Origin of the sequence: Aliarcobacter butzleri (assembly GCF_900187115.1) — a bacterium.
GTDB lineage: Bacteria > Campylobacterota > Campylobacteria > Campylobacterales > Arcobacteraceae > Aliarcobacter > Aliarcobacter butzleri.
This window is the reverse complement of sequence record NZ_LT906455.1, coordinates 1,988,238-2,011,484: the sequence shown is the minus strand read 5'-3', so window position 1 is coordinate 2,011,484 and position 23,247 is coordinate 1,988,238. Positions and strand designations below refer to the sequence as shown.

General features: G+C 31.2%; 16 protein-coding genes, 2 tRNA genes and 3 rRNA genes. 16 read left to right on the top strand and 5 right to left on the bottom strand.

Translation table 11 applies throughout. From position 1 onward, the window contains the following. The 3 genes from CKV87_RS10035 to CKV87_RS10025 are packed head-to-tail and all read right to left on the bottom strand — an operon-like array spanning position 1 to position 3,496. Positions 1–933: an ABC transporter ATP-binding protein gene (locus tag CKV87_RS10035; protein WP_012147898.1), complete on the bottom strand. Its 933-nt coding sequence runs from the start codon at positions 931–933 to the stop codon at positions 1–3. Further along, on the bottom strand, positions 930–2,498 hold the full coding sequence (locus CKV87_RS10030) for an ABC transporter permease (protein ID WP_012147897.1): 1,569 nt from the start codon (positions 2,496–2,498) through the stop codon (positions 930–932). The genes CKV87_RS10035 and CKV87_RS10030 overlap by 4 nt, the downstream gene beginning before the upstream one ends. Continuing rightward, on the bottom strand, positions 2,489–3,496 hold the full coding sequence (locus CKV87_RS10025) for a Fe(3+) ABC transporter substrate-binding protein (protein WP_012147896.1): 1,008 nt from the start codon (positions 3,494–3,496) through the stop codon (positions 2,489–2,491). Before CKV87_RS10025 ends, CKV87_RS10030 begins: the two co-directional genes overlap by 10 nt. Positions 3,497–3,654: 158 nt before the next feature. Here CKV87_RS10025 and CKV87_RS10020 point away from each other — a divergent pair, with 158 nt between their 5' ends. The 13 genes from CKV87_RS10020 (at position 3,655) to CKV87_RS09960 (ending at position 17,905) form a co-directional block, all read left to right on the top strand. Beyond that, positions 3,655–4,224, top strand: a complete 570-nt coding sequence (locus CKV87_RS10020) for an anthranilate synthase component II (protein ID WP_012147895.1) — start codon at positions 3,655–3,657, stop codon at positions 4,222–4,224. Positions 4,225–4,231: 7 nt separating this feature from the next. Then, positions 4,232–5,440 carry a glycosyltransferase family 39 protein gene (locus CKV87_RS10015; protein WP_012147894.1) on the top strand — a complete coding sequence of 403 codons (1,209 nt, stop codon included), beginning with the start codon at positions 4,232–4,234 and terminating at the stop codon, positions 5,438–5,440. Then, a complete protein-coding gene (locus CKV87_RS10010) occupies positions 5,437–6,051 on the top strand; it encodes a hypothetical protein (protein WP_012147893.1) in 615 nt (204 codons plus the stop codon). Before CKV87_RS10015 ends, CKV87_RS10010 begins: the two co-directional genes overlap by 4 nt. Positions 6,052–6,364: 313 nt before the next feature. Next, positions 6,365–7,881, top strand: a 16S ribosomal RNA gene (locus CKV87_RS10005). A 107-nt stretch (positions 7,882–7,988) separates the two neighbouring features. Continuing rightward, positions 7,989–8,065: transfer RNA gene (locus tag CKV87_RS10000), tRNA-Ile, on the top strand. Positions 8,066–8,119: 54 nt separating this feature from the next. Beyond that, positions 8,120–8,195 (top strand) — tRNA-Ala (locus CKV87_RS09995). 386 nt (positions 8,196–8,581) lie between these two features. Beyond that, positions 8,582–11,495: ribosomal RNA gene (locus CKV87_RS09990) — 23S ribosomal RNA — on the top strand. A 151-nt stretch (positions 11,496–11,646) separates the two neighbouring features. Beyond that, positions 11,647–11,762 (top strand): 5S ribosomal RNA (gene rrf, locus CKV87_RS09985). Together the 16S, 23S and 5S rRNA genes with 2 tRNA genes alongside form the textbook arrangement of a ribosomal RNA operon. Before the next feature lie 250 nt (positions 11,763–12,012). Beyond that, positions 12,013–12,795 (top strand): ABC transporter permease, encoded by a 783-nt coding sequence (locus tag CKV87_RS09980; RefSeq protein ID WP_012147892.1) that lies wholly within the window; start codon positions 12,013–12,015, stop codon positions 12,793–12,795. Continuing rightward, a complete protein-coding gene (locus CKV87_RS09975) occupies positions 12,783–13,532 on the top strand; it encodes an ABC transporter ATP-binding protein (RefSeq protein WP_012147891.1) in 750 nt (249 codons plus the stop codon). Before CKV87_RS09980 ends, CKV87_RS09975 begins: the two co-directional genes overlap by 13 nt. After that, positions 13,529–14,764, top strand: coding sequence for an NnrS family protein (locus CKV87_RS09970; protein WP_012147890.1), 1,236 nt, complete (start codon positions 13,529–13,531; stop codon positions 14,762–14,764). Before CKV87_RS09975 ends, CKV87_RS09970 begins: the two co-directional genes overlap by 4 nt. Positions 14,765–14,784: 20 nt before the next feature. Then, on the top strand, positions 14,785–15,753 hold the full coding sequence (locus CKV87_RS09965) for an ABC transporter substrate-binding protein (RefSeq protein ID WP_012147889.1): 969 nt from the start codon (positions 14,785–14,787) through the stop codon (positions 15,751–15,753). A gap of 88 nt (positions 15,754–15,841) precedes the next feature. Then, on the top strand, positions 15,842–17,905 hold the full coding sequence (locus tag CKV87_RS09960; RefSeq protein ID WP_012147888.1) for a TonB-dependent receptor plug domain-containing protein: 2,064 nt from the start codon (positions 15,842–15,844) through the stop codon (positions 17,903–17,905). Between the two features lie 42 nt (positions 17,906–17,947). Here CKV87_RS09960 and CKV87_RS09955 read toward each other — a convergent pair whose 3' ends face one another. Next, positions 17,948–19,093: an MFS transporter gene (locus tag CKV87_RS09955; RefSeq protein ID WP_012147887.1), complete on the bottom strand. Its 1,146-nt coding sequence runs from the start codon at positions 19,091–19,093 to the stop codon at positions 17,948–17,950. Between the two features lie 73 nt (positions 19,094–19,166). Beyond that, positions 19,167–19,928 (bottom strand): alpha/beta fold hydrolase, encoded by a 762-nt coding sequence (locus CKV87_RS09950; RefSeq protein WP_012147886.1) that lies wholly within the window; start codon positions 19,926–19,928, stop codon positions 19,167–19,169. A gap of 221 nt (positions 19,929–20,149) precedes the next feature. Between CKV87_RS09950 and rpsL the strand changes: the two genes are divergently transcribed. From rpsL to fusA, 3 genes are read left to right on the top strand one after another with little or no spacing between them, the layout of a single operon-like run. Then, positions 20,150–20,533 (top strand): 30S ribosomal protein S12, encoded by a 384-nt coding sequence (gene rpsL, locus CKV87_RS09945; protein ID WP_012147885.1) that lies wholly within the window; start codon positions 20,150–20,152, stop codon positions 20,531–20,533. A gap of 16 nt (positions 20,534–20,549) precedes the next feature. After that, positions 20,550–21,017 (top strand): 30S ribosomal protein S7, encoded by a 468-nt coding sequence (gene rpsG / locus CKV87_RS09940; protein WP_004511351.1) that lies wholly within the window; start codon positions 20,550–20,552, stop codon positions 21,015–21,017. 9 nt (positions 21,018–21,026) lie between these two features. Further along, on the top strand, positions 21,027–23,135 hold the full coding sequence (fusA, locus tag CKV87_RS09935) for an elongation factor G (RefSeq protein ID WP_012147884.1): 2,109 nt from the start codon (positions 21,027–21,029) through the stop codon (positions 23,133–23,135). The last annotated feature ends 112 nt before the right edge of the window (positions 23,136–23,247 follow it).

Here is a 23,247-nt window from a genome sequence, read left to right as displayed (position 1 = left end):
TTAAAATTTCAAAATTTTATTTTCAAAACTTAAGTTTACTTTTTGTCCAATCTCTAAAGTATCATCAAAGCTATGCAATATAAAATGTTTTTCATCTGCTAAAACAGTTATTTCATAAAAACTTCCATAAAAAATGATATCTTTTATTAGACCTTTTATTTTTCCATCTGGAGAAATTTTTATACTTTCAGGCCTTATATAAGAATTTTCATCAATTTTTGTAATTTTACCCAAGAAATTTGCACAGTATAAATCTATAGGATTATTATAAATCTCTTTTGAAGTACCAACTTGTAGTATATCTCCTCCATAAATTATAGCAATTCTATCTGATAGATAAAATGCATCTTCTTTATCATGAGTTATAAATATAGCTGTAATATTAAAAGCTTTTATCATCTCTTTTAATTCAGCTCTTAAGTGAGTTCTTAATTCTGTATCAATATTACTTAAAGGCTCATCTAAAAGTAAAATTTTTGCTTTATTGATTAAAGCTCTTGCTAGGGCAACTCGTTGTTGTTGTCCACCACTTAATTCATGAGGAAATTTATTTTCTTGCCCTTTTAGTTTTGTTTTTTTTAAAATTTCTTCTAAATCTTCTTTTGAAGCATCACTTCCAAAAGTTATATTTGAAGCAATTGTTAAGTGAGGTAAAAGAGCATAGTTTTGAAAAACAATAGCGATTTTTCTATTTTTTGGTTCAACATTTGTATCTTCAGAAAAAACTACTTTATTATCAATGATTATCTCTCCATTATCAGGAGTTTCAAGTCCAGATATCATTCGTAAAAGAGTAGTTTTACCGCTTCCACTTCTTCCTAAAATTGTAAAAATCTCACCTTCTTTTATAGATAGGTTTATTTTATTTGCAACACAAATATTTCCTTTACAGAATACTTTTCTTAAATTTTTTATTTGAACTATTTCATTCATTTTTTTCTTCTCACAAATTTAGAGTTTAATAATAAAACAGCAACAGCTGTTGTAAGTACAAGAACAAGAGATGGAAATCCTGTTTTATAAAGCATTTCATTACTTGCAAGTTCACTAATTCTAATAGCTAAAGTATCAAAATTAAAAGGTCTTAATATCAATGTAGCGGGTAATTCTTTTGCAATATCTATATAAAGAATTAAAAAACCACTTAATAAATAAGGTTTCATCAAAGGTAAATATACTTTTAAAATATTGCTAAATTCACTTTTCCCAAAAATTTTACTTGTATCATCAATACTACTATCAATTTTACTAAAACCATTTTCAACAGAACCAATACTTGAAGCGAAATACCTTGTTGTATAAGCAAATACTAAAAGTATAAAAGTTCCACCTAAAACAACATGGTTTAGTGTTTTATCGACAAAATTACTTATTACTAATAATCCAATACCAACAATAGCACCAGGAATTGAATATCCTAAAATTGATAATTTATGAGTAAAAACTCCAATTTTTGAAGGATAAAATCTAAGCATATATACTACAAAAAAAGATAATAAAATTATACAAATAGATGATATTAAGTTTAAAGTTAGTGTATTTGATAAATAATGAAAAGTTGTAAAATCAAGAGTATGAATATCTAAAATAAACCAATATATCAAAACAGCTGTTGGAATAAATAAAGTTGTAGTTGCGATTATAAAAGATATAAAAAATGCAATAAAATTGTATTTTCCTTTTAACTTTATTTTATTAGATTTTTTTTCACTAAAAGTTGAACTAGCAAATCTATATTTTTTTCTAATCAAACTTTCAGTCCATAAAATAGCAAATACAAAAATCAATAGTACTATTGCTACATTTATAGATTGGATAAAATCTCCATATCCGAACCAACTTTTAAATATTCCTATACTAAAAGTGTCTATACCAAAATATAAAACTGTTCCATAATCACTTAAAGTTTCAAGAATTGCTAGAAGACTTCCTGCAAAAATAGCTGGATAAGCAAGTGGAAGATATACAGTAAAAAAAGCTTTTATTGGATTTATTTTGTATAAAGAGATTAATTCTGTAACTGTTGAAGATATTGAAGCAAATGATACTCTTGCTAAAATATAAACATAAGGAAACATTCCAATTCCAAAAATGAATATTGCTCCATACATATTTAAAATATCAAGTCTTGCACTTGTACTTCCCACGATTTCAGATAAAATCCCTCTATATTCAAAAAAACCTACATAAGCATATCCTAAAATATATGTTGGATAAGCAAGAGGTAAAATAAAACAAATAGAGAAAAATTTACTACCAAAGTATTCAAACTTAGCACTTAAATAAGAAGTTGTTGTTCCGATGATTAAAACTAAAAAGAAAGTTCCTATAACTAAAATTGTAGTATTAGTTAAGTATTGACTCATTAATTTTCCAAATAGAAAATCAAAGTCAAACTCATTTGTTAGTATAAAATATATTAGAAGTGCTAGTATAGGTGAAGCAATGAATAGCCCAAAAAATGGAGCTACATAGTTTTTATATTTACTTATTTCCAATCTGCTTCCGTTGCTATTTCTACTGCTTTTTTAGTATATTTACCAACTTCATTTAGTGAAATTGGATCTTGCTTAAATGTTCCCCAAGATTGAACAATTTCAGAAGCCTTTGCATTTGGATTTACAGGAAATTCTTGGTTTGCTTCAGCAAAAACTTCTTGTGCTTCAACTGAACTTAGATATTCTATAAATTTAATAGCATTTTGTTTATTTGTTGCAAAGTTTGTAACACCAGCACCTGTAATATTCATATGAGTTCCAGTTGTTTTTTGTGCAGGGAAAAAGATTTTTAAACTTTTTGCAATTTCTTGATCTTTTTTATCTTTACTTATTAACATAACACCTAAATAATAAGTGTTTACAATAGCAATATCAGCGTCTCCAGCTCCAACAGCTATAATTTGATCTTTGTCTGCACCTTTTGGATTATGTGGCATGTTTTCAACTAATCCTTTTGCAAAAGCTAAAGCTTTTTCTTCTCCATAGTTTGCAATTATTGAAGCTAATAAAGATTTATTATAACCGCTTGTTGATGAACGTGTAACAATTTTATTTTTAAATTTTGGGTCAGCAAGACTTAAATAATCACTTAAATCATCTGGATTTACTTTTTTAGGATTGTATACAAAAACTCTTGCTCTTTGAGTGAGTGCAAACCAATTATTATCTGGATCTCTTAATTTTTCAGGTACATTTTCTGTTAATATTTTCGATTCAATTGGTTGAAGAAGATGTCTTTTTTTTGCTTGATATAAGTTTCCAATATCTGCAGTTATAAGTACATCAGCAGGAGTGTTTGCTCCTTCAATTGCCAGTTTTGCTACAAGTTCTTCTGCTTGAGCTGTTATTACATTTACTTTTATTCCTGTTTCTTGTTCAAATTTTTTATATATTATCTTGTCTGAATCATAATGTCTTTGAGAATAAACGTTAACTTCATTTGCTCCAAATAGAGAAGAAGCAAGTAAAATAGTGCTTAGTGTTAATTTTTTTATCATTTTAAACTCTTTATAAATATTTTGAATTTTGGTCGAATGATACACTTTCTAAACTTTGATAACTCTTAATACTAAGAATGATTATCAAATGTTGATAAACTTTATCATAAAGCATATTATTGCTATAATAACTAAATTAAAAATTAGGAAAAATAAATATGGTGCTGATGATTGATAACTATGATAGTTTTACATATAATATAGTTCAATATTGTTTAGAACTAGGGGCTGATTTAAAAGTAATTAGAAATGATGAATTAACTTTAGAAGAAATCGAAAAATTAAATCCTTCAAAAATTATAATTTCTCCAGGACCAGCAACTCCTAATGAAGCTGGTGTTTGTTTAGATGTTATAAAATATTTTGCGAATAAGAAACCAATATTTGGTATTTGTTTAGGACATCAAGCTATTGGACAAGTTTTTGGTGGAAAAGTTGTACGAGCAAAAAATATGATGCATGGTAAAACATCTTTAATAAAAGTTGTAAAAGATACAAAAATCTTTGAAGGATTACCTCAGGAATTTATTCAAACACGATATCACTCTTTAATAGTTGATAAAAATGATTTGCCTGAAGATATAATAGTTACTTCGTACAGTACAGATGATGATGAGATTATGTCTTTAGAGATAAAAGATAAACAAATTTATGGAGTACAGTTCCATCCTGAGTCAATTATGAGTGAACATGGTTACAAAATAATTGGAAATTTTTTAAAATTGTAGATAAATTATGATTTCAAAAAATAGATATACTCTTTACTTTTACACTTTTTTATTAGTAATTGTTTCTATTTTACTATTTAAAGTAGAATTGTCTCTAAGTATTTCGTATAAAGAAGCATTGAATGTTTTTATAAATAATTCAATGTTGACATTTATAACAAAAGCTTCTTTATATTTTTTTGGACAAAATGATATTGCTTTAAGATTGCCTTTTATCCTTTTTTATTTTTTTAGTGTTATTTTAATGTATGAAATAACTGAGAATTACTTCAAATACGAAAGTGATAGGCTCATTTCTATAATCATTTTTATGGTCTTGCCAGGAGTATTAAGTGCATCACTTTTAGTAAATAGTGCAATTATTGTAACTTTTTTTACTCTTTTATATATCTATTATTATCAAAAATATAATAAACATCTTTACATATTATTATTTGTTTGTCTTTTTATTGACAACTCTTTTGTAATTCTTTTTTTAGCACTTTTTTTCTTCTCTTTTAAAAATAAGGATAAAACTTTACTATATATTTCTGCAATACTTTTTGTATTGTCTTTATATATTTATGGTTTTCCTACTGATGGAAAACCAAGAGGATTTTTGATTGATACTGTTGCAATTTATGCAGCTATATTTTCCCCTGTACTTTTTATATATTTTATCTATACTATTTATAGAGCAGGAATAAAAAAAGACAGAAGTTTAAGTTGGTATATATCTATTACAGCTTTACTCATATCTATTATTTTTTCATTTAGACAAAAAATTTATATAGAAGATTTCGCTCCTTATGTTGTAATTGCCATTCCTTTAATGTTAAAAACTTTTTTACACTCATATAGAATTAGATTAGAACAATTTAGAAAAGTTCATAAGATTATGGCAATAATAATTATTGGAATGTTAGCTTTAAATGTTGTTTTTACATTTGTAAATAAACCTTTGTATCTAATTATTTCAGAACCAAAAAGACATTTTGTTTATCAATACCATTTTGCAAAGGAGTTAGCTTTTACTTTAAAAGAACAAAATATAGATGAAATTCTTTGTGATGATGAAGAGTTGCAACTTCGATTAAAATTTTATAATATAAATAAAGGTGAAAACTATTACTTGTCAACAAAAGAGTTTTTTAATTATGATGAGAAAATTAGTATAAAATATTACAACAAAGACCTTTTTGATGTTTATATAAAAGATTTAAAAAACCTGAAATGAAAAAGGCTTTTTCTTTATTAGAAATGGTATTAGTTGTCGTTTTAATTGGTTTATTGTATGTTTTATTTATTCCTAAAAAGCAAATAAATAAACTTGAAGAAGCAACAAATAGAATATCTATGTATTTATCTTATGCAAGATATCAAGCATTGATTGATGATAAATATTCAAATGAAGATTTATGGCATAAAAAAAGATGGACTATGAAATTTTTTAGATGTAGAGAAAATGAAGGTGGAGGAATTTACTTTTCTATTTATAGTGAAAAAAATGATACAGGACATCCAAATCAAAAGGAAAGTTTAAAAGATCCACTAACAAATAAATATATTCATAGTAATAATTTTTGTAAAGAGAATAATGAAAATAGTAAATATGCACTCTTAAGTAAAAATTTTGATATTGAAAAAGTAAATATTAGTTGCAATAATACAGATTCACTAGGACAAATATCTTTTGGAAATGATGGAAAAGTTTATTCAAAATTATCACATAAACCAAATGAAGCTTATGAATATGAGATAAACACGCCTTGTTTTATACAATTAACTTCAAAAAAACAAGAAAAAAAAGAGATAAAGATTTATCCAAAAACTGCATTTATAGAGTAAAAAACACAAATTCCAAAATTTAAGCTACATTTTAGCAAAGTACTCTTGACAAGAGAAGAAAAAGGTATTATAATTCCCGTCCAATTTGACAAGACGAAGTTCAAAATCAAGTTATGATCTTTAAAAGAAGAAGTTTAAGAAGAAGTAATCTTTGTAAACTAAATATGTTAATCAAACAAACAAAGAGAAAAAAAACAAGAAGTAAAACTCTTGTCTATTCAAAAAAACATGAGTGATAATTTTGTAATTTAAGTAATTATAAAATATGTCAGTTTCAAAACTACATAAAGATTAAAGAGATTTAATCAAAAAATTTATGGAGAGTTTGATCCTGGCTCAGAGTGAACGCTGGCGGCGTGCTTAACACATGCAAGTCGAACGAGAACGGATTATAGCTTGCTATAATTGTCAGCTAAGTGGCGCACGGGTGAGTAATGTATAGGTAATATGCCTCTTACTAAGGGATAACAATTGGAAACGATTGCTAATACCTTATATTCCTTTTTATCAAAAGATAAAAAGGGAAAGATTTATTGGTAAGAGATTAGCCTGTATTGTATCAGTTAGTTGGTGGGGTAATGGCCTACCAAGACGATGACGCATAACTGGTTTGAGAGGATGATCAGTCACACTGGAACTGAGACACGGTCCAGACTCCTACGGGAGGCAGCAGTGGGGAATATTGCACAATGGACGAAAGTCTGATGCAGCAACGCCGCGTGGAGGATGACACATTTCGGTGCGTAAACTCCTTTTATATAAGAAGATAATGACGGTATTATATGAATAAGCACCGGCTAACTCCGTGCCAGCAGCCGCGGTAATACGGAGGGTGCAAGCGTTACTCGGAATCACTGGGCGTAAAGAGCGTGTAGGCGGATTGATAAGTTTGAAGTGAAATCCTATAGCTTAACTATAGAACTGCTTTGAAAACTGTTAATCTAGAATGTGGGAGAGGTAGATGGAATTTCTGGTGTAGGGGTAAAATCCGTAGAGATCAGAAGGAATACCGATTGCGAAGGCGATCTACTGGAACAATATTGACGCTGAGACGCGAAAGCGTGGGGAGCAAACAGGATTAGATACCCTGGTAGTCCACGCCCTAAACGATGTACACTAGTTGTTGTGAGGCTCGACCTTGCAGTAATGCAGTTAACACATTAAGTGTACCGCCTGGGGAGTACGGTCGCAAGATTAAAACTCAAAGGAATAGACGGGGACCCGCACAAGCGGTGGAGCATGTGGTTTAATTCGACGATACACGAAGAACCTTACCTGGACTTGACATAGTAAGAATGATTTAGAGATAGATTAGTGTCTGCTTGCAGAAACTTGCATACAGGTGCTGCACGGCTGTCGTCAGCTCGTGTCGTGAGATGTTGGGTTAAGTCCCGCAACGAGCGCAACCCTCGTCCTTAGTTGCTAACAGTTCGGCTGAGAACTCTAAGGAGACTGCCTACGCAAGTAGGAGGAAGGTGAGGATGACGTCAAGTCATCATGGCCCTTACGTCCAGGGCTACACACGTGCTACAATGGGGTATACAAAGAGCAGCAATACGGTGACGTGGAGCAAATCTCAAAAATGCCTCCCAGTTCGGATTGTAGTCTGCAACTCGACTACATGAAGTTGGAATCGCTAGTAATCGTAGATCAGCTATGCTACGGTGAATACGTTCCCGGGTCTTGTACTCACCGCCCGTCACACCATGGGAGTTGAACTCATTCGAAGCGGGGATGCTAAAGTAGCTACCTTCCACAGTGGATTCAGCGACTGGGGTGAAGTCGTAACAAGGTAACCGTAGGAGAACCTGCGGTTGGATCACCTCCTTTCAGAGAAATACTTTAAGATTTGTTTCTTAAAGTATGAAAAAAAAAGATTGATTACATATTTAGTTTATAAAGATTATTTAGAACTAATAAGAAATGAATAGGTGAAGGGGCCTATAGCTCAGCTGGCTAGAGCGCTCGACTGATAATCGTGAGGTCTCAGGTTCAAGTCCTGATAGGCCCACCATGAATAATCTTAGAATCGGGTCCTAAAAGAATGAATATTTTTTTGGGTGATTTTGGGGAATTAGCTCAGCTGGGAGAGCGCCTGCTTTGCACGCAGGAGGTCAGCGGTTCGATCCCGCTATTCTCCACCATCTTATTAATAGATAAACTATAGAAGAAGAATAAATTCTAATATAAGTTTTATATAGAGATATATAAGATTTATATTAGAACTTATAAAAAGTAAGTTTCTAATGATATTTAAAAACATAATGTTAAAGTCTTTAATTTTTTCGTAAAGATTAAATAATAGATATAAAGAAGAGATTTTTTATAAATATTAAATAATTAAAACAAAAAAAATTTCATATCTTAAAAATGTTTATTATGAAAATAATAGATATAACATAGATAGAACACAACTAAATTATTAGATATATTGAAAAATGTACTTAATAAGATAGTAGCCAAAGAATATTATCAAACTAAAAGTATTAATTTACTTTTAAAAGGCAAATAACTCTTTCGAGTTATTTATTAATAAGCTATTAAGGGCTAATGGTGGATGCCTAGACTGTAAGAGGCGATGAAAGACGTATTAGGCTGCGATAAGCCTCGGGGAGCTGCCAAAGAGCTTTGATCCGGGGATTTCTGAATGGGGCAACCCAATATAATGAGAATTATATTACCCTACGGGGAGCGAACCTAGTGAAGTGAAACATCTCAGTAGCTAGAGGAAGAGAAATCAAACGAGATTCCCAAAGTAGCGGCGAGCGAAATGGGATTAGGACAAACCCAATGCTTGCATTGGGGGTTGTAGGACCATGATATGAGACTAAAGAGGATAGATGAAATACTTGGAAAAGTGTAGCATAGAAGGTGAAACTCCTGTAATTAAAATTCTCAATAGCTCTAATGGTATCCTGAGTAGGTCGGAACACGTGATATTTTGACTGAAGCCGGGGGGACCACCCTCCAATCCTAAATACTACTTACAGATCGATAGTGAACAAGTACCGTGAGGGAAAGGTGAAAAGTACTCCAGCGAGGAGAGTGAAATAGAACCTGAAACCATTAGCTTACAATCATTCAGAGCCCTATGATTTATCAGGGTGATGGACTGCCTTTTGCATAATGAGCCTGCGAGTTGTGGTATCTGGCAAGGTTAAGTCAAGTACGAAGCCGTAGCGAAAGCGAGTCTTAATAGGGCGAATTAGTCAGATGCTGCAGACCCGAAACGAAGTGATCTATCCATGAGCAGGTTGAAGCTGGTGTAAGAGCCAGTGGAGGACCGAACCCGCAGGCGTTGAAAAGTCTTGGGATGACTTGTGGATAGGGGTGAAAGGCCAATCAAACTTCGTGATAGCTGGTTCTCTCCGAAATATATTTAGGTATAGCCTTGTGTTGTAGCATATGGGGGTAGAGCACTGAATGGGCTAGGGCTGCTTACCGCGGTACCAAACCCTATCAAACTATGAATACTATATGTGGAATCACAGGAGTCAGGCGGTGGGTGATAAAATCAATCGTCGAGAGGGGAACAACCCAGACTAACAGCTAAGGTCCCTAAGTTACATCTAAGTGGAAAACGATGTGGAGTTACTGTGACAACCAGGAGGTTGGCTTAGAAGCAGCCATCCTTTAAAGAAAGCGTAACAGCTCACTGGTCTAGTGATTCTGCGCGGAAAATATAACGGGGCTAAGATGTACACCGAAGCTTTAGATTCAATTTTTAATTGAGTGGTAGGAGAGCGTTCTATTCAGCGTAGAAGATGTACCGGTAAGGAGCGTTGGAGCGGATAGAAGTGAGCATGCAGGCATGAGTAGCGATAATTGAGGTGAGAATCCTCAACGCCGAAAACCCAAGGTTTCCTACGCGATGCTCGTCATCGTAGGGTTAGTCGGGACCTAAGTCGAGTCCGAAAGGGGTAGACGATGGCAAATTGATTAATATTTCAATACCAACATATAAGCGCGATGTGGGGACGCATAGAGTTAATCGAGGTCACTGATGGAATAGTGGCTCGAAGGACGTAGGCTGTTAAGTAGGCAAATCCGCTTAACATTAGGCCGAGATCTTACAGGCTCTTGACACTCTTCGGAGGAGATGGAGAATCGATGATACTGTCGTGCCAAGAAAAGCCACTAAGTTTATTATATGTTGCCCGTACCGTAAACCGACACAGGTGGGTGGGATGAGTATTCTAAGGCGCGTGGAAGAACCCTGGTTAAGGAACTCTGCAAACTAGCACCGTATCTTCGGTATAAGGTGTGCCTACTTTTGTATATGAACTTGCTTCAAAAAGCGAAAGAGGTTGCAACAAAGAGTCCCTCCCGACTGTTTACCAAAAACACAGCACTTTGCTAACACGTAAGTGGATGTATAAGGTGTGACGCCTGCCCGGTGCTCGAAGGTTAACTGATGATGTCAGCGCAAGCGAAGCATTTGATTGAAGCCCGAGTAAACGGCGGCCGTAACTATAACGGTCCTAAGGTAGCGAAATTCCTTGTCGGTTAAATACCGACCTGCATGAATGGCGTAACGAGATGGGAGCTGTCTCAACCAGGGATCCAGTGAAATTGTAGTGGAGGTGAAAATTCCTCCTACCCGCGGAAAGACGGAAAGACCCCGTGCACCTTTACTACAGCTTGACACTGTAGCTTGGATATTCATGTGCAGGATAGGTGGGAGGCTATGATGACTAGACGCCAGTAGAGTCGGAGCCATCCTTGAGATACCACCCTTGAATATTTGAGTTACTAACTGCGTACAATTATCTTGTATCAGGACAATGTCTGGTGGGTAGTTTGACTGGGGCGGTCGCCTCCTAAAAAGTAACGGAGGCTTACAAAGGTTAGTTCAAAGCGGATGGAAATCGCTTGTTGAGTATAATGGCATAAACTAGCTTGACTGTGAGACATACAAGTCGAACAGAGACGAAAGTCGGTCATAGTGATCCGGTGGTTCTGTGTGGAAGGGCCATCGCTCAAAGGATAAAAGGTACGCCGGGGATAACAGGCTGATCTCCCCCAAGAGCTCACATCGACGGGGAGGTTTGGCACCTCGATGTCGGCTCATCGCATCCTGGGGCTGTAGTCGGTCCCAAGGGTATGGCTGTTCGCCATTTAAAGCGGTACGCGAGCTGGGTTCAGAACGTCGTGAGACAGTTCGGTCCCTATCTTCCGTGGGCGTAGGAAAGTTGAAGAGATTTGTCCCTAGTACGAGAGGACCGGGATGAACGTACCACTGGTGTACCAATTGTTCTGCCAAGAGCATCGTTGGGTAGCTACGTACGGATGTGATAAGAGCTGAAAGCATCTAAGCTCGAAGCCAACTCTAAGATTAACTTTCCCTGAAGTTCCCAGCAAGACTAGCTGGTTGATAGGCTGGATGTGTAAGCGTTGTAAGACGTTTAGCTGACCAGTACTAATAGAACGTTTGGCTTATTTTATACATTTCTTTGGTTTACTATCTTATTAAGTATTTTTACTTAATATGTGTTTGAAATTTTTTAGACTTTAACATTATCTTTTATTCACACTTAATCTTCGAGTTAAGTAATAAGATCAATTACTTCTTTATTTGCTTTTATTACTTAACTTGCTGGTGGTACTAGAGAAGAGGAAATACCCAGCTCCATTCCGAACCTGGAAGTCAAGCTCTTCATCGCCGATAATACTGCAGGGTCCCCTTGTGGAAACGTAGGTCATCGCCAGCTCTTTAAGTTTTTTCTCAAAGCCTTTCCTAAGTTAGTACTTCCTTACTACCTTTGGTGAGGCTTTTTTTTTAGCCCTTCCCTCTTTATTCTATTTTTTTATTGTCTTATATTCTTATTTAGTTGTTCTTTATCGTATTTGTTCATATTCCTTTATTTATTCAAGTTTTAATTTGCTTTTTATTGATATTAATCAATGATAATAAGTATTAATTCTATTAAAATAATAGAAATTCATAAGATTAGGATTTAAATGAGATTTATACTTAAAATACTTAAAGATTTTCCAGCTTATTTATGGAGTGGCTGGGGTTCATTAGCTTCAATATTTTTATTTTTAGCTTTATGGGATTTAGGAAATCAACTTTATGGAAATTTAGTTTTACCAAGTCCAAAAGATACATTTACAACTCTATTTTCAATTTTAACAGATGATTCAACTATTGAAAATGTTTTAATTACAATAAAAAGAGCTTTTTTAGGTTTTGGTATATCTTTAGTTATTGGATCAATTTTAGGTTTAGTAGCAGGACTTTTTGTAACAGCTTCAATTATGAGTAGACCAATAGTAACAATATTAGTTGGAATGCCACCTATTGCTTGGATTGTATTAGCCATGATTTGGTTTGGTATGAGTGATATGACGGTTGTTTTTACTGTTATTATTGCCTCTTTTCCTATTATATTTGTAGGAGCTTTACAAGGGACAAGAACAATAGAAGGTGACTTAAAACAAATGGCTGATAGTTTTCATTTACCTTTTAAAATGAAAATATTTGATTTATATTTACCTCACATATTTTCTTATATTTTTCCTGCATATATCAGTGCTTTAGGAATGTCTTGGAAAATTGTTGTTATGGCTGAACTTTTATCAAGTAGCAATGGAATTGGTGCAAGTTTAGCAATAGCAAGAAGTCAACTTGATACGCCGGTTGCTTTAGCTTTAGTTGTGATTATGATAGGAAGTTTACTTTTTATTGAATATTTGATTTTTGAACCAATAAAAAGAGAGGTTGAAGCATGGAGAAATTAGAAGAATTAATTTTAGAAAATGTCTCTTTTTCTTTTGGATTTAAAAAGATATTAAAAGATATAAGTTTCAAATTAAAAAAAGGAGAAGTTGTTTCTATTGTTGGTCCTAGTGGTGGAGGCAAAACAACATTACTTCATCTTTGTGCAAAGTTATTAATACTTGAAGAAGGAAAAATAAAAAATAGTTTTAAATCATCGTCTTTTGCTTTTCAAGAATCTAGGCTTTTACCTTGGAAAAATGTACTTGATAATATTAGTTTAGGATTAAAAGCAAATGGTATAAAAAATGACGAAAGAATAAAACTAGCAAAAGATATATCTTTAAAATTTAGTTTAAATGAAGATGATTTTTATAAATTCCCAAAAGATTTAAGTGGTGGAATGAAACAAAGAGTATCTTTTGCAAGAGCATTAGTTTTAAAACCATCGCTATTATTTTTAGATGAGCCTTTTTCTGCACTTGATATTGGTTTAAAAAGAGAACTTCAAAATTTACTTATAAATACAATAGAAGATGAAAAATTAAGTATTTTATTTATAACTCATGATTTGATGGAAGCTGTAAAGTTAAGTGATGAGATTTTAGTTTTAAAAGCTTATCCTGTTGGGCATATAGTAAAAAGTTTTAAAATTTCTAGACCAAGAAAACAAAGAGATGATATTTTTGTATATGAACAAACTGCAAAATTATTAAGTGATGAAAGTATTATAAAAACTTTTGAATTGGAGTTAAAATGACAGAATCAAAAAAAGAATATGCACAAAAGCATTATTTATTTTATCCAAAAGGTGATGTTCCAATATATTTAGCTTATGGATTTCGACCTATATTTTTATTGCTTGCTCCTTATATAGTAATTTCTATTATTTTGTGGGCATTTACTTTTAGTGGAATAATAAATTTGCCAATAAAAAATCTTTTAAATTGGCATATGTATGAGATGATTTTTGGTGTAGGAATTGCTGGAGTAATTGCATTCTTTTTAACTGGAGTTCCTGAAATGTTTGTAGGAACTATACCAATTGTCGGAAGAAAACTATTTTTTATTGTTGCTTTATGGCTTATATGTAGAATTAGTTTTTGGTTTATAGATTTTTTTGGAGTTTATTTTGTAGGTTTTTTAAATATAAGTTTAACTATTTGGATAATAGCTCTTGTGATAAAACCAATATTTCAAGATAAAAATAAAAGGCATATATCTTTAGCTTTTGCACTTTTTGCTATTTTATTTATACAAATACTATTTTTTTTAAGTATTGCTGATATTTTAGCTATTGATGCTTATTCTATTTTACTTTTATCAATAGGATTTTTTATAGTTTTAATATTTTTGGCTCTAAGAAGAATAACTATGGAATCTATAAATGAGTTACTTGAAACACAAAATATTGATGAAACTTTTTATTCAAAAGCTCCAAGATATAATCTTGCAATTTTTTGTTTGATTATTTATACAATAATTGAGTTTTTATTTCCAAATAATTCAACACTTGCATATCTTGCTCTTGCTTGTTTTGCTTCAATTTTAAATATTTTAAATGATTTTATTTTAAAAGATAACAATATTTTGTTTAAACCTTTTATTATTTATCTGATGAGCATTTTTATAATAACTGCTTTTGGATATCTATTTTTAGCTTATGATTATTTAAATGATGAAATATATGGAATAAATCACTTTAGACATTTTTTAACAACTGGAACTTTTGGTTTGGTTTTTTATATTGTGATGATAATTATTTCAACTATTCACACTGGAAGAAAAATATTTACAAATATTTGGTTAAATCTTGGAGTTATTTTAATAATTATTGCAACACTTATTAGAAGTTTAATTCCATTTTATGAAGAGTATTTAATACAAGCTTACATTTTATCTTCAATTCTTTGGGCTTTTGCTTTTATTATTTATATGAAGATATTTTTTCCATTTTTACTTTCAAAAAGAGCAGATGGAATAAAAGGTTAATTTTATAAAGGAGTATAAAAATGAAAATTTTTTTAATTTGTTTTATTTTTTTAAGTTCACTTTTTGCAAAGGATGAAAATAAAATAGTTGTTGCTGGACCAATTGCAACAGTTTCTCATCCAATCTTTCATATGATTCAAAATGATGCATTAAAAGATTTAGGTAAAAAAATAGAGTTTAGACTTTGGAATAATCCTGATGAGTTAAGAGCAATTATTTTAAAAGGTGATGCAGATTTTATAGCACTTCCTACAAATGTAGCTTCTAATTTATATAATAAAGGTGTGAATTTAAAACTTTTAAATGTTTCTGTTTGGGGAATTTTGCAGATGATTAGTAGAGATCCTAATTTAAAAACTATAAAAGATTTTAAAGACAAAGAGATTGTTATTCCTTTTCGTGCAGATATGCCTGATATTGTTTTTCAAGAGTTGGTTAAAAAGAGTGGTTTAAATCCTAAAAAAGATTTTAAAATCCAATATGTAGCAAATCCAGTTGATGCAATGCAAATGCTTATTTTAAGAAGAGTTGACCATGCACTTTTAGCTGAACCTGCTGTTTCAATAGCTTTGAGAAAAACAAAATCATTTCCTGTAAAACTTGTAGCACCAGAACTTTATAGAAGTGTCAATTTGCAAGAAGAGTGGGAAAAATTATTTAATGTAGAAGCAAAAATCCCACAAGCTGGACTAGCTTATATTGGGGATACAAAAGGTAAAGAAGAGTTAATAAATAAATTTTTGATTGAGTATGAAAAATCTCTTTTATGGTATAAACAAAATCCAAAAGAAGCCGCAACTTTAGTAGTAAAAAATCTTCCAATGCTTGATGCTGAAGGACTTGCTGATTCAATAGAACATGTAGTTTTTGAAAATATAAAAGCCCAAGATGCAATAAATGATTTAGAATTTTTCTTTGGAATTTTAAAAGAGAATGATGCAAAATTAATTGGAGGAAAATTACCAAATAAAGAGTTGTATTACAAATAGCTTAATAAAAAGTATTGATTCTAGTCAATGAGTTTATGGTTTAATTATATTATGATACTCGTTATTATTATAATTAAAAAGGAAAAACATGAAAAGAATTTTTTTATCAAGCACTCTTGCTATGAGTTTAGTAACAACTGGATTTGGACAAACAAAATTAGATGAAGTTTTTATTACAACTGCAACAAAAACTGAAAAAAATATAGATGGAGTTAGTGCATCGGTTGTTGTTATCACAAAAGAAGATATTGAAAAAATTTCAGCAACTACATTAAAAGATATATTAGACAAAGTTCCTTCAATAAATGCTCAATTTGGAAGATTTCCACATGCAAGTGCTTTATCAAAAGGTGCAATTTCAATAAGAGGTGTTGGACCTAATGGAACTTTAATATTGCTTGATGGAAAAAGATTAAGTGGAGAAACAGAACAACCTTATGAAATGAGTCGAATACCAGCTTCGATAATTGAAAGAATAGAAATAGTTAAAGGTTCTATGAGTACATTATATGGAAGTGATGCCATTGGAGGAGTAATTAATATAATTACAAAAAAAAGTATCGATACAAACAGTACAACTTTAGATGTGAAATATGGAGCAAATTCGCACTCACAAGCAAGAGAAAAAAATGCAAATTTCTCAACTTTTGGAAATATTGATGGTTTTAAGTATAAAGTTTTTGCTTCAACTATAGATACATCATCTTATAAAATAAATAAAGATTACACCCAAAAAGTTATCAATCCAAATACGGGAGCAACAATTCCATCAATGATGAATCCTCAAAGTGGTAAAAGTGGAGTTTTAGGTGTAACTTATGGTGATGATTCAACTGTAAATAATGCAGGTATCTCTTTAGAAAAGAATGTTACAGATAATCTTACATTAGGAGTAGATTTAAATTATTTCAAAGAAGATAGAGAAGGTTCTTATTTAGGTTCTTCTCAAGCAACTGGTTTACCAGGTATAGTTTTAAATACTCCTGTTAATTCTAAAGATGATAATAGAAGAGTTGATGTTTCAACTTTTGCAAAATATTATGTAAATGATGATTTAACAACTACTTTAAAACTTTATGAATCATATTATAAAAAAAGAAATGAAACAACTCCTTCAAATTTTGCAGCTCCAGTAAATAAAAAATTTAGTGCAAATGTAAAAATTGATGATATTGAATCAATTACAACTTATGCTTTAAATGATGTAAATCTTTTAACTTTTGGGCTTGATTATAGAAAAGAGACAAGAGATAGTGCAGCAATTAATCCAGATCCACAATCAAGTGATTTTATAAAAAAGAATATAGAGTATAAATCTGTATATTTACAAGATGAAATAGAATTGACAGATACTTTAAATGCAATAATTGGAACAAGATATGATGACATCTCAAATGCTGATTCAAAAACAACTTTTCAAGCAGGAGTTGTACAAAAACTAGGTGAAAATACAAGAATAAGAGCAAATTATGCTCAAGGTTATAGAGCACCAGATATTGCAGAATTATTTGTTGTTGCACCACTTTATAAAGATGGAAAAAGATATGGTTCTGAGGTTGTAAATAATTTTAAAACTTCTGCTTATGATTTAAAACCAGAAAAATCAGATACTTTTGAACTTGCTCTTGCTAATAATTTTGAAAACTTTAATTCTGAAATTGTTTTATTCAAAACTATAATTAAAGATAAAATAGAATCAGTTGCTTATGGAACAGGAGGAAGTAAGTATTATACTTCTGAAAATTTAGATAAAGTTGATATAAATGGAGTTGAAGTAAATCTGGATTACAAATTTACTGAAAGTTTTGATACACAATTTAATCTTACATACTTAGATACAGAAGATAAAAATACAAATAAAGAACTTACATATACTCCAAATTTAAGTGCATCTTTGAATCTAAATTATAAATTGTTAGATGATTTAACTTCGAATATTGCACTTAGATATATTGGAAAACAATATGAAGATCAAGCAAATGATAATAAACTAGATGATTATACATTGGTTGATTTAGGCTTAAATTATAATATAAATAAAATTACGTCTATTTATGGTGGAGTTGATAATATTTTTGATAAAAAAGTTGATGAAAGAGTAAATATAAATGTTGGAACATATTATTTTGCTGGGGTTAAAGTTAGCTTTTAATATTTAGAATTTTTGCATTAAAATTTATTTTTAATGCAAAATTCAATATTTATATTTTTTGTAAAAACTTATAGTTAATATAAGTCCTAAAGTTGCAATACCTGCTCCAACTAAAGATGGATAATTAAAAGAAAGACCAAATATAAGTGGAATTCCTCCCACGAAAGCACCAATAGAATTTGCAACATTAAATGATGCTTGTACAAAAGCAGCACCTAACATTTCAGAATGTTTTGCATTTTTTAGCATAATCATACTAATAGGTGTTCCCATTGACATAGATAAAACACCACAAATAAATGTAAGAATTATAGAAATTATTTTATTCTCTGAAAATAAAAAAACGAAAACTAAGAAAATTATCATCAAAAAAAGTATAGTAATTATAACTTTTACAGGATCTTTTTTATCGGAAAAATATCCACCCATAATATTTCCTACAACCATTCCTGCTCCTGCAACTATCATCAAATAAGATACCGTTGAAGGATCAAATTTTGAAACATGAATTAAAAGTGGAGCAATATAACTAAACCATGCAAAAAGTCCACCAAAACCTATAATAACGATTGATAAAATATGCCAAGCTTTTATAGTTTTAAAAAACTCTATCTCTTCTTTAAATGTAACACTTTTTAAAGACTTTAGTTTTGGCATCCAAAGGTATAAAAAAGTTATCGTTAAAAGACCTAATAAAGAGACAATTCCAAACGCATATCTCCAATGTAAATGATGACCAATATATGTAACCAAAGGAACCATAGCAAGATTTGCAACTGTAAGTCCAGTAAACATAGATGCTATTGCTTGGGCAGCTTTTCCTTCTTTTGCAAGTTTAGCTGCAACAACAGTTCCTACACCAAAAAATGCACCATGTGGAAGACCTGCAAAAAATCTCGACATCAAAAGTGTATTATAATCAGGTGCAATAATTGAAAGTGCATTAAAAAATGTAAATAAAATCATAAATGTTATTAAAACATATTTAGGAGGAAATTTTGCACTAAGTGCAACTAAAATTGGAGCTCCTACTACAACTCCAAGAGCATATGCAGATATTAAATGTCCTGCAACTGGAATTGAAATTGCTAAATCATTTGCAACATCAGGAAGTAATCCCATAATTACAAACTCTGTTGTTCCTATACCTAATCCACCTAAGGCAAGGGGAAATAATTGTTTAGTCATATTGTGCCTTAAAATTTTTTTTGAATTTTAGTAAAAAAAGTTTATTACTAACTTAAAATAAAGTATTTAAATATCAATGAATCCATGATTCTATTTTTGAAGCAAAAAGTACTGGAGATTCAATCATCGGATAATGACCTGCTTCTTTAAATTCTACTATTTCAACATCATCAAATTGCTCAAAATATTTTTTTACTTCTGCTGAAGAAAAAACAGGAAAATCATAGCTTCCTGTAATGATTTTTATAGGAATATTTAAACTAATTTGAGTATTTGAAGTACTTAAAAAGTTTTCATTTAAGTACATACTCATATAACCTAATCTTGCCTCAAGTATAGAACAATCATAGGCTAATTTTATTCTATAATCTTTCCAAGTTTGATTATATCTTTGACTAGATTGTTCAACAATTTCTTCTATTTTTCCACTATTTTTTTTCATTTGTGATAATAAATTTTCTTTTGCTTTTGATGTACTTTTTACTCCTAAGAAGCTAATTGGTGTTATTAAAATAAGTTTATTTATTCTTTTATCTTCAAAAGCTATATGTTGAGCTATCATAGTTGACATAGAGTGTGCAACTAATGTATATTTTTCAATTTTAAGATGAGAAATTAGATTTATTACATCATTTGTAGATTCTTTTAAATTATATTCACCTAATATATTTTTTGATAATCCATAACCTCTTAAATCAACCATAAAATAAATAAAATCATTTTTATTTAGATATGGAATACAAGCTTCATAATTAGTACAATCTCCCATTAATTCATGCAAAAAAATAATTGCATTTTCACCTTGACCAATTTTTTTGTATTCTAGTATTTCCATTAATATCCTTTTTAACTAAGCGATTTTAGTAAAATATGACTAAGAATTTGATAATTAATCAAATAAAGGAATTTTTAAATATTTTTAGATATAATCCAACACTTTTTTAGAAAACTCACAGGTTTCCTAGAATGGTAGTATCGTTTCAAAAATATTTTGAAGTACACGAGAAGCATGAGTGGGGCTATAACTACTCAAACCAAATTTTAAAAAGGAAAGAAATGCCTACAATCAATCAGCTTGTAAGAAAAGAGCGAAAAAAGGTGATCGATAAATCAAAATCACCAGCTTTAAAAAAATGTCCACAAAGAAGAGGTGTGTGTACAAGAGTATATACAACAACTCCTAAAAAACCTAACTCGGCTTTAAGAAAAGTTGCAAAAGTTAGATTAACAACAGGATTTGAAGTTATTTCATATATTGGTGGAGAAGGGCATAACCTTCAAGAACACTCTATCGTATTAGTTAGAGGTGGAAGAGTAAAAGATTTACCTGGGGTTAAATACCACATTGTTAGAGGTGCTTTAGATACAGCTGGTGTAAATAACAGAACAGTTTCTAGATCTAAATATGGTACTAAAAGACCAAAAGCAGCGAAAAAATAAGTAGAAGGATAGAAAGATGAGAAGAAGAAAAGCTCCAGTTAGAGAAATTATGGCTGATCCTATCTACAATAGTAAAGTGATCACAAAATTTGTTAATGCAATTATGTTAGATGGTAAAAAATCTGTTGCTGAAAAAATCCTTTATGGTGCTATTGCAAACTTAGATGCAAGAGGTGAAGAAAAAGGTTTTGATTTATTCGAAAGAGCAATTGAAAATGTTAAACCATTATTAGAAGTTAGATCAAGAAGAGTTGGTGGGGCAACTTACCAAGTTCCAGTTGAAGTAAGAGCTGTTAGAAGACAAACTTTAGCTTTAAGATGGTTAATTGATGCTTCAAGAAAAAGAAATGAAAGAACAATGGTAGAAAGATTAGCTAATGAGTTATTCGAAGCTGCAAATGAAAGAGGAGCATCTTTTAAGAAAAAAGAAGATGTACATAGAATGGCAGAAGCTAATAAAGCATTTGCACACTACAGATGGTAGGATAAAATTATGGCTAGAAAAATACCACTACACAGAGTTAGAAATATCGGTATTGCTGCACACATTGATGCAGGAAAAACTACAACAACTGAAAGAATTTTATTCTATACAGGTGTTTCACACAAAATTGGTGAGGTTCATGAAGGTGCCGCAACAATGGACTGGATGGAACAAGAGCAAGAAAGAGGTATTACAATTACTTCTGCTGCTACAACTTGTCACTGGAATCACCCAAAAACAAATGAGCAATTACAAGTAAATATTATTGACACTCCAGGTCACGTTGACTTTACAATTGAAGTTGAAAGATCTATGAGAGTTCTTGATGGTGCTGTTGCTGTATTTTGTTCAGTTGGTGGGGTTCAACCACAATCTGAAACTGTTTGGAGACAAGCAAACAAATATGGTGTTCCAAGAATTATTTATGTAAATAAAATGGATAGAACAGGAGCAAATTTCTTTAATGTTGAAGCACAAGTTAGAGATAGATTAAAAGCAAATCCAGTTCCAATTCAAGTTCCAATTGGTGCAGAAGAAAACTTTAGAGGTATGGTTGATTTAATTAAAATGAAAGCATATACTTATAATCTTGATGCACAAGCTGGTGAAATGTATAAAATCGAAGATATTCCAGCAGATTTAGAAGATGTTGTTGCTGAATATAGAGAAAAACTTATTGAAGCAGCTGCTGAATCAAGCGAAGAGTTAATGGAAAAATACCTTGAAGGTACAGAATTAACTGAAGATGAAATCGTTGCAGGTCTTAAAAAAAGATGTTTAGCAATGGAAATTACTCCAATGGTATGTGGAACTTCATTTAAAAATAAAGGGGTTCAACCTTTACTTGATGCTGTTGCTATGTATTTACCAGCACCTACTGAAGTTGCTGATATCAAAGGTGAAACTCAAGATGGTGATGCAATTATCGTTCCTTCAACTGATAAAGGTGAAGTTGCAGCATTAGCATTCAAAATCATGACTGACCCATTTGTTGGACAATTAACATTTACAAGAGTTTATAGAGGAGTTTTAGAATCTGGAACTTATGTATTAAACTCAACTAAAATGAAAAAAGAGAGAATCGGAAGATTACTTAAAATGCACGCAAACTCTAGAGAAGAGATTAAAGAGCTTTATGCTGGAGAAATTGGTGCAGTTGTTGGTCTTAAAGATACAATCACAGGAGATACACTAGCAAGTGAAAAAGATCCTGTTATCTTAGAAAGAATGGATTTCCCGGATCCAGTTATTTCTGTTGCAGTAGAACCAAAAACAAAAGCTGACCAAGAAAAAATGGGTATTGCTTTAGGAAAACTTGCAGAAGAAGATCCATCATTTAGAGTAAATACTGATGAAGAGTCAGGACAAACAATTATTTCTGGAATGGGTGAATTACACTTAGAAATTCTTGTAGATAGAATGAAAAGAGAGTTTAAAGTAGAAGCTGAAGTAGGTGCTCCACAAGTTGCTTATAGAGAAACTATCAGAAATGCTGTTAAACAAGAGTATAAATATGCAAAACAATCTGGTGGTAAAGGTCAATATGGACATGTTTATTTAGAAATTAAACCATTACCTTCTGGAAGTGAGCCAAACTTTAAATTTAACAACGAAATCAAAGGTGGGGTTGTACCAAAAGAGTATATTCCAGCTGTTGAAAAAGGTTGTGCAGAAGCAATGTTAGGTGGAATTTTAGCTGGATATCCAATGGTTGATATCGAAGTTACATTATATGATGGTTCTTACCACGATGTTGACTCATCTGAGATGGCATTTAAACTTGCTGCTTCTATGGGATTTAAACAAGGTTGTAGAAGTGCAGCTGCTGGTGCAGTTATTCTTGAGCCAATTATGAAAGTTGAAATTGAAACTCCTGAAGATTATATGGGAGACGTAATTGGTGATTGTAATAAAAGAAGAGGACAAGTTCAATCTATGGATGATAGAGCAGGTATCAAACTTGTTACTGCAATGATTCCATTATCTGAAATGTTTGGATATTCAACAGATTTAAGATCAATGTCTCAAGGTAGAGCAACATACTCTATGATTTTTGATGCATACCAAGAAGTTCCAAGAAATGTTTCTGAAGAGATTATGAAAAAAAGAAATGGATAATTTCTAAATTTTCTTTTTATAAAGGGATATGCTTTGCATATCCCTTTTTTTTATTTTAAATATTAGAAAAATATTTCATTTTGTAATATTTTTTTGATATTTACTAAATAAT

What these genes read in the sequence shown, in the direction of transcription:
- CKV87_RS10035 (WP_012147898.1), bottom strand. Translation starts at nt 933, where the DNA reads ATGAATGAAATAGTTCAAATAAAAAATTTAAGAAAAGTATTCTGTAAA.
- CKV87_RS10025 (WP_012147896.1), bottom strand. Translation starts at nt 3,496, where the DNA reads ATGATAAAAAAATTAACACTAAGCACTATTTTACTTGCTTCTTCTCTA.
- CKV87_RS10020 (WP_012147895.1), top strand. Translation starts at nt 3,655, where the DNA reads ATGGTGCTGATGATTGATAACTATGATAGTTTTACATATAATATAGTT.
- CKV87_RS10015 (WP_012147894.1), top strand. Translation starts at nt 4,232, where the DNA reads ATGATTTCAAAAAATAGATATACTCTTTACTTTTACACTTTTTTATTA.
- CKV87_RS10010 (WP_012147893.1), top strand. Translation starts at nt 5,437, where the DNA reads ATGAAAAAGGCTTTTTCTTTATTAGAAATGGTATTAGTTGTCGTTTTA.
- CKV87_RS09980 (WP_012147892.1), top strand. Translation starts at nt 12,013, where the DNA reads ATGAGATTTATACTTAAAATACTTAAAGATTTTCCAGCTTATTTATGG.
- CKV87_RS09975 (WP_012147891.1), top strand. Translation starts at nt 12,783, where the DNA reads ATGGAGAAATTAGAAGAATTAATTTTAGAAAATGTCTCTTTTTCTTTT.
- CKV87_RS09970 (WP_012147890.1), top strand. Translation starts at nt 13,529, where the DNA reads ATGACAGAATCAAAAAAAGAATATGCACAAAAGCATTATTTATTTTAT.
- CKV87_RS09965 (WP_012147889.1), top strand. Translation starts at nt 14,785, where the DNA reads ATGAAAATTTTTTTAATTTGTTTTATTTTTTTAAGTTCACTTTTTGCA.
- CKV87_RS09960 (WP_012147888.1), top strand. Translation starts at nt 15,842, where the DNA reads ATGAAAAGAATTTTTTTATCAAGCACTCTTGCTATGAGTTTAGTAACA.
- CKV87_RS09955 (WP_012147887.1), bottom strand. Translation starts at nt 19,093, where the DNA reads ATGACTAAACAATTATTTCCCCTTGCCTTAGGTGGATTAGGTATAGGA.
- CKV87_RS09950 (WP_012147886.1), bottom strand. Translation starts at nt 19,928, where the DNA reads ATGGAAATACTAGAATACAAAAAAATTGGTCAAGGTGAAAATGCAATT.
- rpsL (WP_012147885.1), top strand. Translation starts at nt 20,150, where the DNA reads ATGCCTACAATCAATCAGCTTGTAAGAAAAGAGCGAAAAAAGGTGATC.
- rpsG (WP_004511351.1), top strand. Translation starts at nt 20,550, where the DNA reads ATGAGAAGAAGAAAAGCTCCAGTTAGAGAAATTATGGCTGATCCTATC.
- fusA (WP_012147884.1), top strand. Translation starts at nt 21,027, where the DNA reads ATGGCTAGAAAAATACCACTACACAGAGTTAGAAATATCGGTATTGCT.